Source organism: Pseudosporangium ferrugineum (assembly GCF_003002065.1).
Classification (GTDB): Bacteria; Actinomycetota; Actinomycetes; order Mycobacteriales; family Micromonosporaceae; genus Actinoplanes; species Actinoplanes ferrugineus_A.
In genome coordinates this window covers 1-12,685 of the sequence record NZ_PVZG01000013.1, presented here as the reverse complement: position 1 = coordinate 12,685, position 12,685 = coordinate 1, and the positions used below count along the sequence as shown (strand labels likewise).

At 72.4% G+C, this 12,685-nt stretch carries 11 protein-coding genes; 1 reads left to right on the top strand and 10 read right to left on the bottom strand.

Annotated elements, in window-relative coordinates:
* Positions 1–404: 404 nt before the first annotated feature.
* The 4 genes from pgsA to CLV70_RS25155 all read right to left on the bottom strand — a co-directional run bounded on the left by pgsA (position 405) and on the right by CLV70_RS25155 (position 5,462).
* Positions 405–1,025 carry a CDP-diacylglycerol--glycerol-3-phosphate 3-phosphatidyltransferase gene (gene pgsA / locus CLV70_RS25170; protein WP_106129079.1) on the bottom strand — a complete coding sequence of 207 codons (621 nt, stop codon included), beginning with the start codon at positions 1,023–1,025 and terminating at the stop codon, positions 405–407.
* Positions 1,022–1,363, bottom strand: coding sequence for a hypothetical protein (locus CLV70_RS25165; RefSeq protein ID WP_106129078.1), 342 nt, complete (start codon positions 1,361–1,363; stop codon positions 1,022–1,024). The genes pgsA and CLV70_RS25165 overlap by 4 nt, the downstream gene beginning before the upstream one ends.
* Entirely contained in the window at positions 1,360–2,853 is a 1,494-nt protein-coding gene (rimO, locus tag CLV70_RS25160) for a 30S ribosomal protein S12 methylthiotransferase RimO (protein ID WP_106129077.1), read from the bottom strand. Before rimO ends, CLV70_RS25165 begins: the two co-directional genes overlap by 4 nt.
* Positions 2,854–2,918: 65 nt before the next feature.
* Positions 2,919–5,462, bottom strand: coding sequence for an FtsK/SpoIIIE family DNA translocase (locus CLV70_RS25155; RefSeq protein WP_106129076.1), 2,544 nt, complete (start codon positions 5,460–5,462; stop codon positions 2,919–2,921).
* 87 nt (positions 5,463–5,549) lie between these two features.
* On the opposite strand from CLV70_RS25155, the gene CLV70_RS25150 reads away from it, so the two are divergent.
* Entirely contained in the window at positions 5,550–5,966 is a 417-nt protein-coding gene (locus CLV70_RS25150) for a type III secretion system chaperone family protein (RefSeq protein ID WP_106129259.1), read from the top strand.
* On the opposite strand, the gene CLV70_RS25145 is transcribed toward CLV70_RS25150, so the two are convergent.
* The 6 genes from CLV70_RS25145 to CLV70_RS25120 all read right to left on the bottom strand — a co-directional run bounded on the left by CLV70_RS25145 (position 5,895) and on the right by CLV70_RS25120 (position 12,579).
* Positions 5,895–6,299: a DUF2784 domain-containing protein gene (locus CLV70_RS25145; protein WP_106129075.1), complete on the bottom strand. Its 405-nt coding sequence runs from the start codon at positions 6,297–6,299 to the stop codon at positions 5,895–5,897. The two genes, CLV70_RS25150 and CLV70_RS25145, sit on opposite strands and share 72 nt — an antisense overlap.
* Positions 6,300–6,379: 80 nt before the next feature.
* Positions 6,380–7,690: a S1 family peptidase gene (locus tag CLV70_RS25140; protein WP_106129074.1), complete on the bottom strand. Its 1,311-nt coding sequence runs from the start codon at positions 7,688–7,690 to the stop codon at positions 6,380–6,382.
* An 86-nt stretch (positions 7,691–7,776) separates the two neighbouring features.
* On the bottom strand, positions 7,777–9,465 hold the full coding sequence (locus tag CLV70_RS25135) for a ribonuclease J (RefSeq protein ID WP_106129073.1): 1,689 nt from the start codon (positions 9,463–9,465) through the stop codon (positions 7,777–7,779).
* Positions 9,466–9,481: 16 nt separating this feature from the next.
* The gene (dapA, locus tag CLV70_RS25130) at positions 9,482–10,378 is read right to left on the bottom strand and encodes a 4-hydroxy-tetrahydrodipicolinate synthase (RefSeq protein ID WP_106129072.1); all 897 of its coding nucleotides are present in this window, start codon (positions 10,376–10,378) and stop codon (positions 9,482–9,484) included.
* Between the two features lie 286 nt (positions 10,379–10,664).
* Entirely contained in the window at positions 10,665–11,318 is a 654-nt protein-coding gene (locus tag CLV70_RS25125; protein WP_425440217.1) for a DUF2752 domain-containing protein, read from the bottom strand.
* Positions 11,319–11,358: 40 nt separating this feature from the next.
* Positions 11,359–12,579, bottom strand: coding sequence for a winged helix-turn-helix domain-containing protein (locus CLV70_RS25120; protein ID WP_106129070.1), 1,221 nt, complete (start codon positions 12,577–12,579; stop codon positions 11,359–11,361).
* Positions 12,580–12,685 lie beyond the last annotated feature (106 nt).

Sequence of the window (12,685 nt, the reverse complement as noted above, 5' to 3'; positions counted from 1 at the left end):
GCGGCACGGCACGGCGCGGCACGGTGCGACGCGGCACGGTGCGGCACGGTGCGACGCGGCACGGTGCGGCACGGTGCGACGCGGCGCGGCACGGCGGTGCGACGCGGCACGGCACGGCGGTGCGACGCGGCACGGCACGGCGGTGCGACGCGGCACGGCACGGCGGTGCGACGCGGCACGGCGGAGGCGCGGCGGTGCGACGCGGCACGGTGCGGCGGTCCGCGAAAGCGCGTTGCGACGGTGCGGCTGATCCCGAGGACGCGGCGCGGCGGTGCGGCGGCCCTGCGAAGGCGCGGTGGGCGATTCGCGGACGGCGTGGCGGTTCGCGCTGAGGTTCTCGGTGGTGGGCTGGTTCGCCTTTTCGCTCGCCGACCCGCACACCGCCGCCACCGGATGCCCGGCCGTCAGGCGTCTGTGTCGCTGGGGGCTCGCAGGCCGGCGCCCGCGCTGCGCCGGATTCGTGTCGCCTGGAGTACGTAGTCCACGCCGGTGACCAGGGTCACGATGAGCGCCGCCACCATCAGGCCGACGCCGACCAGGTCGAACGGCTCGGGGACGGGCCACAGGAACCACGCGATCGCCGCGATCTGCAGGGCGGTCTTGAGTTTGCCGCCCCGGCTCGCCGGAATGATCCCGTAGCGGATCACCCAGAACCGCAGCGCCGTCACGCCCCACTCGCGCAGCAGGATCAAACCCGTTACCCACCAGGACAATTTTTCGTACGCCGACAGCAGAATCAGCGCGCTGCCCGTCAGAGCCTTGTCGGCGATGGGGTCCGCCACCTTGCCGAACGACGTGACAAGCTCGTAGCGCCGGGCGATCCACCCGTCGGCGAAGTCGGTGGCCGAGGCCACGCAGAAGGTCAGGCAGGCCGCGATCCGCCAGGCCGACTCGGTCATCTCGGACGCGGCGACGAGCACCACGAAGACGGGCACGAGCACGATCCGCACGGCCGTCAGCAGGTTGGCCGGATTGTTGATCGGCACACGCCGCGGGACAGCGACCGGCACCGGCTCGTCGGTCATGACCCCGGCCCAACCCCACCGCCGAGGCCCCCGCCGTACGAAATCACACCAGCCGTGCCCCGACCGCCACCGGCAACCCGCGGATCCCGGAGGGCGGTGGCGCGATAGCCACCGCCGGCACCCAGGGCGCGGGTGGCAACGGCCCGGCCGTCGGCGAGGCCGGAGAGGCGCGGGGTGGTCACGGCGCCGCCGCCGACACCCAGGACGCGGGTGGCAACGGCCCGGCCGTCGGCGAGGCCGGAGAGGCGCGGGGTGGTCACGGCGCCGCCGCCGACACCCAGGGCGCGCGTGGCGACGGCCCGGCCGTCGGCGGTGCCGGAGGGGCGCGGGGTGGTCATGGCGCTGCCGTCGGCGCCGGGGAGGGCGTGCGGGCCGTGGGGGCTGCGGAGATCATGGCGATCGGGACGGCGATCAGGTCGACGCCTTCGGTGGCGGTGACGCGGGCTCGCACGAGGTCGCCCGGGTGGAGGGCCGCGAGGTCCACGGCCTCGGCGCCGGCGCCGGCGACCAGGGTGGTGGAGCCGTCGACCTCGGGGGCCTGGTGCTCGGCGCGGCCCTCGATCTCGCCCGCGTCGACGGTGTCGATCATGACTTCGACCAGCGAGCCCAGGCGGTCCTCGGCGCGCTGGGCGCAGAGTTCGTCGGCCAGGTCGCTGATGCGGGCGTACCGGCGCTTGATGGTGTCCTCGCGGACCTTGCCGGGCAGGCCCACGGCCTCGGTGCCGTCCTCGTCGCTGTAGTCGAAGACGCCGATGGCGTCGAGGCGGGCCTCGGTGAGGAAGCGGACGAGCTCCTCGACGTCCTGCCTGGTCTCGCCGGGGAAGCCGACGATGAAGTTGCTGCGCGCGCCGGCCTCGGGGGCCAGGGTCCGCGCCGAGGCGAGCAGCTCCAGGAACTTCTCGGTCGAGCCGAAACGGCGCATGCGGCGCAGCACCGGCTCGCTGGAGTGCTGGAAGGACAGGTCGTAGTACGCCGCGACGCCCGGCGTGGTGGCGATGACCTCGACCAGGCCCGGGCGCGTCTCGGCCGGCTGGAGGTAGCTCGCGCGCACCCGCACGATCCCGTCCACGGCGGCGAGCTGCGGCAACAGCTTCTCGAGGGCGCGCGGGTCGCCGAGGTCCTTGCCGTACGACGTGCTGTTCTCGCTCACCAGCACCAGCTCGCGGACGCCGGTCTTGGCCAGCCACTCCGCCTCGGCGAGCAGCTCCTGCGGGTCGCGGGAGACGAAGGCGCCGCGGAAGGCCGGGATGGCGCAGAAGGAGCAGCGGCGGTCGCACCCGCTGGCGAGCTTGAGGCTGGCCACGGGCCCGGTGTCGAGCCGCCGGCGCAGCACGGGGCGCAGGTGGGCGGGGGTGTGCTCGTCGACGGTGGCGTGGCCGGGGACGACGACCTTGGCGGCCTGCCGGTGGACGGGGGTCAGCGGCAGCAGCTCCCGGCGGTCGCGGGGGGTGTGCGCGTCGAACTTCTCCCCCGCCAGCACGCCGTCGAGCCGCGCGGCGATGTCGGTGTAGTCGTCGAAGCCCAGCACGGCCTGTGCCTCGGGGAGGCTCTCGGCGAGCTCCCGCCCGTACCGTTCGGCCATGCAGCCGGCGGCGACCACCTTGGCGCCGGTGTCGGCGGCGGCGAGCAGCGTTTCGATGGAGTCCTGCTTGGCCTTCTCGACGAAGCCGCAGGTGTTGACCACCACCACGTCGGCGCCCGCGGCGTCCGTGCTGACCTGCCACCCCCCGGCGTCGAGGCGCGCGGCGAGCTCCTCGGAGTCGACCTCGTTACGGGCACAGCCGAGGGTGAGGAGAGCGACGCGGCGGGGGGAAGGAGTCACGGACACTCCGCCAAGGTTACCGGGCCCCGCTGACGCCAGCGTCCCCCGCTCGGCTCCCTGTGGACAACGGCCTAATCGTCGAGGCGGAGAGTCGCGAGGGTCGCTTCCAGCTCGTCCGGCTTCACCAGCACCTCGCGCGCCTTCGACCCCTCCGACGGCCCCACGATGCCCCGCGTCTCCATGAGGTCCATCAGGCGGCCGGCCTTGGCGAAGCCGACCCGCAGCTTGCGCTGGAGCATCGAGGTGGAGCCGAACTGCGAGGTGACCACGAGCTCGATCGCCTGGAGCAGCACGTCCAGGTCGTCGCCGATCTCCTCGTCGATCTCCTTCTTCTTGTTCGCGACCGGGGTGGTCACGTCCTCGCGGAACTCCGGCTCGCGCTGGTCCTTGCAGAACTTGACGACCTCGGCGATCTCCTTCTCGTCCACCCAGGCGCCCTGGATGCGGATCGGCTTGGAGGCGCCCATCGGCAGGAAGAGGCCGTCGCCGCGGCCGAGGAGCTTCTCCGCGCCGGGCTGGTCCAGGATGACCCGCGAGTCGGCCAGCGAGCTGGTGGCGAACGCCAGCCGGGACGGCACGTTGGCCTTGATCAGGCCGGTCACCACGTCGACCGAGGGACGCTGGGTCGCGAGCACCAGGTGGATGCCGGCCGCACGGGCGAGCTGGGTGATGCGCACCACGGAGTCCTCGACGTCGCGCGGCGCGACCATCATCAGGTCGGCCAGCTCGTCGACGATCACCAGCAGGTACGGGTACGGCTTCATGACCCGCTCGCTGCCCGGCGGCGCCGTGATCTCCCCGCTGCGCACCTTGCGGTTGAAGTCGTCCACGTGCCGTACGCCGTTGGCCGCGAGGTCGTCGTAGCGCATGTCCATCTCGCGGACGACCCACTCGAGCGCGTCCGCCGCCTTCTTCGGGTTCGTGACGATCGGCGTGACCAGGTGCGGGATGCCCTCGTACGCGGTCATCTCCACCCGCTTGGGGTCGACCAGCAGCAACCGCACCTCGTCCGGGGTGGCCCGGGTGAGCAGCGACACCAGCAGCGAGTTGAGGCACGACGACTTGCCCGCACCGGTGGCGCCCGCGATGAGGATGTGCGGCATCTTGGCGAGGTTGGCGACGACGAACCCGCCCTCGATGTCCTTGCCGAGCGCGACCAGCATCGGATGGTGGTCGGCCGTGGCCGCCCGCGACCGCAGCACGTCGCCGAGGGAGACGTTCTCCGGGTCGGTGTTCGGGATCTCCACGCCGACCGCGCTCTTGCCCGGGATCGGCGACAGGATGCGCACGTCCGGCGACTTCACCGCGTACGCGATGTTGCGCGAGAGCTGGGTGATCCGCTCGACCTTGACGCCCGACCCGACCTCGACCTCGTAGCGGGTGACCGTCGGGCCGCGGGTGAAGCCGGTGACCTGTGCGTCGACGTTGAACTGGTCGAAGACGCCGGTGAGCGCCGCCATGATCTCGTCGTTGGCGCGGCTGCGGGACTTGGGCGGCGTGCCCTTGCCGAGCAGGTTCGGCGGAGGCAGGCGGTAGTCGCCCGGCACCGACGAGATCTCCAGCTGCTCGGCGCGGGTCGGCAGCGGCGAGTGGTCCGGCGGCTCGGGCGGCTTGCGTACGGTGGGGAGCTTGGCGCCCCGGGGCACCGCGACCGTGTCGTGCAGGATCTCGTCCTCGGCCGGCGGATCCTCGTCGGGCGCCAGGCCGATGTCGGCCAGCGAGCCCTGCCGGCGGCGGGCGGGCCGGCGGCGCTTCGGCTCCTCCTCCCCGGCCTCGTCGTCGTCCTCGGGCAGGGCCGGCTCGGGCAGCGGCGCGCGTGCCGTCGACCGGCCGAGCAGCACGTCGACCAGGAGCAGGAGCCGTTCCGGGATCCGGTTGATCGGCGTCGCGGTGATGACGAGCAGACCGAAGACGAACAGCAAAATCAGCAACGGTACGGCGACCCAGCCGGTGACCGCCCGCTCGAGCAGCGCGCCCACGCCGTACCCGACGAGCCCGCCGGCGCTGGTCAGCTCGACGTCGGTGGCCGGGTCGCGGCCGATGTGCAGCAGGCTCGCCGTGGCGATGAGCAGGGCGCTCCACCCCACCACGGTCCGGCCCCGGTGCTCGGGGTCGGCCGGCTTGCGCATGAAGCGGATGGCGCCGTACAGAAGAAGCAGCGGGAGCAGGACGCCCAGGCCGCCGAAGAAGAGCCGGACGGCGTCGGCGAGCCAGGTGCCGACGGGACCGGCGGAACCCGCCCAGACCGCGACCCCGACAAGGATGGCGAAGCCGAGCATGAGCAGGCCGGCACCGTCGCGGCGGTGCTCGGGATCGATCTCCTTGGCGGTGGCCGCCTGCCGGCCGACGCCGCGGGCGGCCCAGCCGACGCTGTGCGCCACGCCCATCCAGAGGGCGCTGACGCCCCGGCCGAGGCCACCGGCGACGGCCGCGCCGACGCTGGGCCGGGCGCGGGTGGCGCTGCGGGCGCGGCTGCGTGCCGCGGTGGTCTTGCGAGCGGGGGCGGCGGCGGCCTTGCGGACCGGCTGGCGTCCCGGCTGACGGGCGCGCGCCGACGCGGAGCCGCCCTTGGACGCGGCACGGCCCCGGCTCGCCGGAGGAGTTCGGCCCGCCATGCCCCTTACCGTAACGGCGGGACGCCCGCGAGCCCGCGCGCCGCACCGTGACCGGGTTTCGCTTTTTCCCCGATTAGGATGATCACCATGGCCGCGCCCCTGGAACAGCTGAGCCACGACATGATCGTCTCGGCCCTCACCGCCCGCGAGTTCGCCCACTTCGTCGACGACGACGGTGACATCGGCGGCAACTGGCAGGGCTGCCTCATCTACTTCTTCCGGCTCGGCAAGAACCAGGAGATCTTCCAGGTCCGGGCGCTGACGCACCCGGAGTTCAGCACCGACGACGTGCCCCAGCTGTACGCGTTCTGCAACGCCTGGAACCACGACCGGCTCTGGCCGAAGGCGTACGTGCACACCGACGACGACGGGGTGGTACGGATCGTCGGCGAGGTCGGCGCGGACTTCGAGCACGGCGTCACGCCCGAGCAGCTAGACCAGGTGATGATCTGCGGCATCGCCACGGGCGTCGAGCTTGCGGAGGCGGTCGCGGCGCTGAAGTAGCGCGAAGCCCGTCCACGAGATCAGGATCAGCACGGCGACCACGAGCTGGGCGGCCCACTCGTAGCCGTGCGGATAGAACACGCCGGCCACGTGGTTGTCGAGGAAGCCGCCCTCGAGCGGAGCCCTGCCGAGCCCTTCCCGGCCGCGGTCCTCGAGCCAGGTGAGCGGGCAGTACAACCCGGCCACGACGATGATCAGCAGCCACAGCGCGGCGACCACCTGCAGCCGGATCAGCCACGGCCACCGCCACGCCAGGAAGCCGCCGAAGATGCCGAACGCCAGGAACGCGAAGTGCGCCCCGACGGCGGCGGCGATCAGCAGTGAGTAGCCCACGGCTACCAAGCTAGCGACAGAGCGCTGCCCGCGTAGGACGGAGGATGACCTACGCGGGCAGCACGTTCGGAGTGGGGGCGTCAGCCGTGGCTGCGGTGCCCCCGGCGGAAGTGGCCGCCACCCTGCCGGCCGTTGTCGTCCGCGGGCGGGTCGTCCGCCTCGACGGGCGGTGCGGTGGTCGCCCCGGCCGACGGGACCGCCCCGCCGCCGCCGCCCCCGGTGCCGGTGGTGAGCAGCGTCAGGTTGTTGCGGTCGAGGATCTCGTTGATCGGCTGGAAGAACGTCTCGCCGCCGACCGTGCAGTCGCCGGAACCGCCCGACGTGACGCCCTGCGCCTGGTCACCCGACAGCCACGGGCCGCCCGAGTCGCCGCCCTCGGCGCAGACGTTCGTCCGGGTGAGGCCGGTGACCTCGCCCTCCGGGTAGTTGACCGTCTGGTTCTTCGCCAGGATCGTCCCGCAGAAGGTGCCGGTGGTGGAGCCGGACCGGCACACCGCCGCGCCGACGGGCGACTCGATGGAGCCGCCGACCGGCAGCGCGTTGCCGCGGAAGTCGTCGACGAACGGCTGGAGCTCGACGTTCGCGCCGGTCTGCACGAAGCCCAAGTCGGCGTTGCCCGGGAAGACCGAGTCGGCGACCTCGCCCTGCGCGTCACCCTCCAGGTCGATGGTCGGCGTGCCCTCCGCGCCGCAGTGGCCGGCGGTGACGAAGCCGCCCTCGACCGCGAAGCCGATCGAGCAGCGGGCCTGACCACCACCGATGTTGACGAAGTACGGCTGGGCGCCGATCACGTCCGCCAGGGGCCGCGGGGCCGCCTTCACGGTGACGACCTTGACCGCGGAGTCCGGGATGCCCGCGTCGTCGGCGAGTTCCCTGGCGTGGTCGGCGTCGCCCCGCAGCGCCTGCACCACGACCTGGTTCGCCGCCACGTCCACGTACCAGCCGGGCAGGTCACGGTCGGCCCTGGTGGCGGTCGCGTCCAGCGCCTGCTTGGCCCGGTCGAGCTGGGCCACGCTGCGCTGCACCAGGCGGGGCTGGGCACCCGCGGCGCGGACGTCGTCGGCGAGGCTCGCGTCGGTGATCGCGATGTTCAGCGTCATGCCGTCCTTGCCGAGCCAGGCGCCGCCGTACGAGTCGCCGGAGGCGCTACGCAGCCGGGTGGACACGCCGCTGGCCCACTTCGCCCGCTGCAGCCGGGCCGTGGCCTCGTCGGCGCTGAGGCCGAGGTCGCGCTTCATCGCGGCGAGCAGCTGGGGGGCCACCCCGTCCGCGGACTGCACGGCGGTACGCCGGGACGGGGTCGTGCCCGCCATCGACGGCAGGGTGAAGGCCACCGCTGCTCCCGCCGCCGTCACCGTCGCCGCGATCGCGACGACCGTTCTGCGCTGCATTCGGTACTCCCCTCGCATCTCGGTGCCGTGGGGGCGGCACCGTGCTCATCGATACGAGGGCGAGCCCGGAACAGTTCAAAAAATGGTCAAACCTCAACCACGGTGGGCACGATCATCGGGCGGCGGCGGTACGCGTCGTTGACCCAGCGGCCCACCGTACGGCGGACGACCTGCTGCAACTGGTGCGTGTCGGTGATCCCCTCCTCCGCCGAGCGGTGCAGGGCGGCGGTGAGCAACGGGATCACCGGACTGAACGCCTCCGGGTCCTCGGAGAAGCCCTTCGCGGAGACGCTCGGCTCGCCGACCACCTTGCCGGTCACCGAGTCGATCACCACGGTGGCGGAGATGAAGCCGCCGTCGCCGAGGATGCGCCGCTCGGTCAGCAGCGACTCGCTCACGTCGCCGACGGCGAGGCCGTCCACGTACACGTAACGGTTCTTGACCCGGCCGACGTGCCGGGCGTGACCCTCGACCAGGTCCACGACGTCGCCGTCCTCGCAGAGGACGACCCGGTCGGGCGCGACGCCCGATTCGATGCCGAGCTGGGCGTGGGCGCGCAGGTGCCGCCACTCGCCGTGCACGGGCATCAAATTGCTCGGGCGTACGACGTTGAGCAGGTAGAGCAGCTCCCCCGCCGGCGCGTGGCCGGAGACGTGCACCTTGGCGGTGTCCTTGTGCACGACCGTGGCGCCGGCCCGGGCGAGCTGGTTGATGACCCGGTAAACGGAGGTCTCGTTGCCGGGCACCAGCGAACTGGCCAGCACGACGGTGTCGCCGGACTCGATGGTGATGTGCCGGTGGTCGCCGGTGGACATCCGGCCCAGCGCGCTCATCGGCTCGCCCTGCGAACCGGTGGACATGAACACGATCTCGTCGTGCGGCATCTTCGCCGCCTCGTCCAGGCCGACCAGCAGGCCGTCGGGGATCCGCAGCAGCCCGAGGTCGCGGGCGATGCCCATGTTGCGCACCATCGAGCGGCCGATCAGCGCGACCTTGCGCTCGTACTCGTACGCGGCGTCCATGACCTGCTGCACCCGGTGCACGTGCGAGGCGAAGCTGGCCACGATGATCCGGCCGCGCGCCTTGCCGAAGATCGAGTTGAGCACCGGGCCGATGTCCCGCTCCGGCGTCACGAAGCCGGGGATCTCGGCGTTCGTCGAGTCCGACAGCAGCAGGTCGACGCCCTCGGCGCCGAGCCGCGCGAACCCGGCGAGGTCGGTGATCCGGCCGTCGAGCGGCACCTGGTCCATCTTGAAGTCGCCGGTGTGCAGGACCAGGCCGGCCGGCGTACGCACGGCGACCGCCAGCGCGTCCGGGATGGAGTGGTTCACCGCGAAGAACTCGCACTCGAACGGTCCGAGCCGCTCGACGCCGCCCTCCCGCACGGTCAGCGTGTACGGGTCCAGCCGCCGCTCCGCCAGCTTCGCCTCGACGAGCGCCAGCGTGAACTCCGACCCGACCAGCGGGATGTCCGGCTTGAGGGCGAGCAGGTACGGCACCGCGCCGATGTGGTCCTCGTGCCCGTGGGTCAGGACGATCGCCTGGATGTCCTCCAGCCGCTCCCGGATCGGGTCGAAGTCGGGCAGGATGAGGTCGACGCCCGGCTGCTCCACGTCGGGGAACAGGACGCCGCAGTCGACGATCAGCAGCTTGCCGTCGTACTCGTAGACCGTCATGTTGCGGCCGATCGCGCCGAGCCCACCGAGCGGTATGACGCGCAGGGCGCCCTCCGGAAGCGGCGGGGGCGGATCCAGCTCGACGTGCGCTTGGCTCATGTGTTTCTTTCCGTTGTCAGAGGTTTACGCCGGCCGCTCGGGCGTCCTGGCGCAGCTGGTTCACTTCCGCTTCGGTGGCATCCACCAGCGGCGATCGCACCGGACCCGAGGGCAGGCCCAGGGCGCGCAGGCCGGCCTTCACGAGAATCGTGCCCTGGGTGCGGAAGATCCCGGTGTACAACGGCAGCAACCGCCGGTGCAGGGCGAGAGCGCCGGCGACGTCGCCGCGCTCGTACGCCTCGATCATGTCCTTGGTCGGCGCCCCGATGAAGTGCGTGGAGGTGCCGACGACCCCGACCGCCCCGACCGACAGCAGCGGGAGAATCGCCGCGTCCTCGCCGGAGTAGTACGCCAGGTCCGTGCGGCTCAGCACGTCGGAGCTGGCCGCGATGTCACCCTTCGCATCCTTGACGCCGACGATGTTCGGGTGCTCGGCGAGCCGCACCAGGGTCTCGGTGGCGATCGGCACGCCGGACCGGTGCGGAATGTCGTAGAGCAGCACCGGCAGCCCGGTCGCGTCGGCGACGGTGGTGAAATGCTGGAGCAGCCCGGCCTGCGGAGGCTTGTTGTAATACGGCGTGACGACGAGCAGCCCGTGCGCGCCGGCCTTCTCGGCGGCCCGCGCCAGCTCGACGGTGTGCGCGGTGTTGTTCGTGCCGACCCCCGCGATGATCCGCGCCCGGTTCCCCACCGCCTCGGTGACGACCCGCAGCAGCGTCTCCTTCTCGGCATCGGTGGTCGTCGGTGACTCACCGCCGGTCCCGCTGATGACGAGCGCGTCATGCCGCTGCTCGTCGACCAGGTAGGTGGCGAGCGCGGCGGCCCCGTCGGCATCGAGCGAGCCGTCCGCGGCGAACGGGGTCACCATGGCCGTGATCAACCGGCCGAAGGGCCGCGCGGGGTCGTGCGTCATACCGAACAACTTATCGGACGCCGCATCGCCGCGCCGTGGGGCTCGGTCGCCGATGCGGTCGGAGGGGGCGCCCGGCCGGGTGGGAAGGCGGCCAGGCAGGACGAGGGGGCAGCCCGGCAGGCCCGGAAAGGGGCCGGTCCGGAGCAGACATAGAGCAAGGCGGGCCGGGGCGGCCCGGAGCGACGCGGCCCGGGGCGGTGGGCACAGGACCGAGCGACCCGGCGCGGGCCGGCCCGGAGCGGTCAGCCCCGGAGCTGGTCGGCCCGGTGGGCCGATAGACGGTGGGTCAGACGTAGAAGGAGGTGAACGGGGCCCACGGGAGATTGCGGAGGACGCTGAACACCCCCCACGCCGCGATGAAGGCTCCGATCACCCCCGGCGACAGCGTGAGCTGCGGCAGCTTCCAGTTGAAGAGGCGCTTCCCCGCCCAGGCGACGTACATGTAGAGCAGGAACGGCACCGCGAACACGAACAGCGCGTGGTGGCGGGCCGCCGCCGGGAGGTCGCCGTGCAGGAGGAACCAGGCCGCGCGGGTGCCGCCGCAGCCGGGGCAGATGAAGCCGGTCGTGTACTTCAGCAGGCAGCTCGGGGCGGCGCCGGCGTTCGCCTCGGTGGGGTGGGTGGCCAGCGTGTAGCCGACCGCGCCCGCCATGCAGACGAGCATCGCGGCCGGCGCGACCCAGATCGGCGAATTGCGCCATTTGCGCTGCACGAAGCGGGTGACCCGGTCCTGCTGCGGCTCCTGGTAAGCCGGATACCCCGCCCACGCGACCCCGGCCGGCAAACCGGAAGCGGGAAACCCGGCCGCGGAAACGGGAGACTCGGCCACGGAAGCCATGGCAGCCGGAGACCCGGCCGCGGAAGCCGCAAAAGCCGGAGACCCGGCCGCGGAAGCCACGTCCGGCTGTGCGGAAGCCACCGGCTCGGTCGCGCTGCTCATGGCCGCCACGGTACACCGGCCACGACACCCGCCCGGTCCCTCACGACGCCCCCTTGAGCGCCGCCGTCAACGCCCCCGCGAAGTCTCCCCGCTCCGGCGTCGCGATCGACGACAGCCCCAGCCACGACGCCAGCCTGCGCAGCTCCACCACCAGGGCCTCCGCCGTCTCGTCCGGGTCGGCGGACGGCTCGAGCCACGCCGCCGGGATCTGCAGGACCCCCGCCTTGCGGTCTGCCTTGAGGTCGAGGCGGGCGGCGAACCGGTCGCCGAGCAGGAACGGCAGGACGTAGTAGCCGTACAGCCGCTGGGCCGCGGGCACGTAGATCTCGATGCGGTAGTTCATGTCGAACAGTCGCTCGGTGCGGGCCCGTTCCCAGATCAGCGGGTCGAACGGGCTCACCAGCGTCGCCGCGCGCACCCAGCGCGGCAGCCGGGCCTCGTGGTGCAGGTAGGTGAGGTTCTTCCAGCCCTTGACCGTGACCGGGAGCAGGACCTTGTCCTCCACCAGCTCGGCCAGCGCGCGCCGGAAGCCGGCGACCGGGAGCCGGAAGTAGTCGCGCAGCTCGGCCTCCGCGGCCACGCCCATCGCCCGCGCCGACATCTCCACCAGCGCCCGGAACGCGTCCTCCGGGGCCGGGGTCGGCGCTTCCAGGACCTGGCGGGGCAGCACCCGCTCCGGCAGGTCGTAACGCCGCGCGAACGACGTCGTGCGCTCGGCGGCGGTCACCTGCCCGGTGTAGAACAGCCACTCGAGGGCCTGCTTGACCGCCGACCAGTTCCACCCCCAGTGGTCCTTGGTGCGGGGCACGTCGTGCTCGATCTGGGCGGCCGTGAGGGGCCCCCGGTCGCGGACGTCGGCGAGCACGCGTTCGACCAGCTCGGGCTGCTGGGTAGCGACGCGCACCATGCCACCCCACGCGTGGTCCCTCGCCCGCTCCATCCGCCATCGGAACAGCGGTTGCAGGTCGACGGTGATCAGCGACGCCTCGTGCCCCCAGAACTCGAAGAGCTCGCGGGGCGCGCGGTAGGCGGCCCGCTCCAGCAGGCCCGGAGCATACGGTCCCAGCCGGCTGTAGAGCGGCATGTAGTGCGCCCGCTGGAGCACGTTGACCGAGTCCATCTGGATCAGGTGCAGGCGGCGCAGCACCCGGCGCAGGTGCCGCAGATCGGTGGCACCACCGGGTACGGGGTCGGTGAAACCCTGCGCGGCCAGCGCGATGCGGCGGGCCTGCGCGACGGAGAGCGATTCGGGAACGGCCATCGACCGAGACGCTAGACGAGTAGTTCCGATATCCCGGTCAGTGGTCGTAGGCGATCAGTGACCGGGTGACGGGTGCGCCGGTCTTGTTGTTGTGCCAGATCGCTGC

Coding starts and splice junctions, on each gene's coding strand:
- CLV70_RS25140 (WP_106129074.1), bottom strand. CDS start 7,690: ATGCAGCGCAGAACGGTCGTCGCGATCGCGGCGACGGTGACGGCGGCG.
- dapA (WP_106129072.1), bottom strand. CDS start 10,378: ATGACGCACGACCCCGCGCGGCCCTTCGGCCGGTTGATCACGGCCATG.
- pgsA (WP_106129079.1), bottom strand. CDS start 1,025: ATGACCGACGAGCCGGTGCCGGTCGCTGTCCCGCGGCGTGTGCCGATC.
- CLV70_RS25150 (WP_106129259.1), top strand. CDS start 5,550: ATGGCCGCGCCCCTGGAACAGCTGAGCCACGACATGATCGTCTCGGCC.
- CLV70_RS25155 (WP_106129076.1), bottom strand. CDS start 5,462: ATGGCGGGCCGAACTCCTCCGGCGAGCCGGGGCCGTGCCGCGTCCAAG.
- CLV70_RS25125 (WP_425440217.1), bottom strand. CDS start 11,318: ATGAGCAGCGCGACCGAGCCGGTGGCTTCCGCACAGCCGGACGTGGCT.
- CLV70_RS25120 (WP_106129070.1), bottom strand. CDS start 12,579: ATGGCCGTTCCCGAATCGCTCTCCGTCGCGCAGGCCCGCCGCATCGCG.
- CLV70_RS25135 (WP_106129073.1), bottom strand. CDS start 9,465: ATGAGCCAAGCGCACGTCGAGCTGGATCCGCCCCCGCCGCTTCCGGAG.
- CLV70_RS25165 (WP_106129078.1), bottom strand. CDS start 1,363: ATGACCACCCCGCGCCCCTCCGGCACCGCCGACGGCCGGGCCGTCGCC.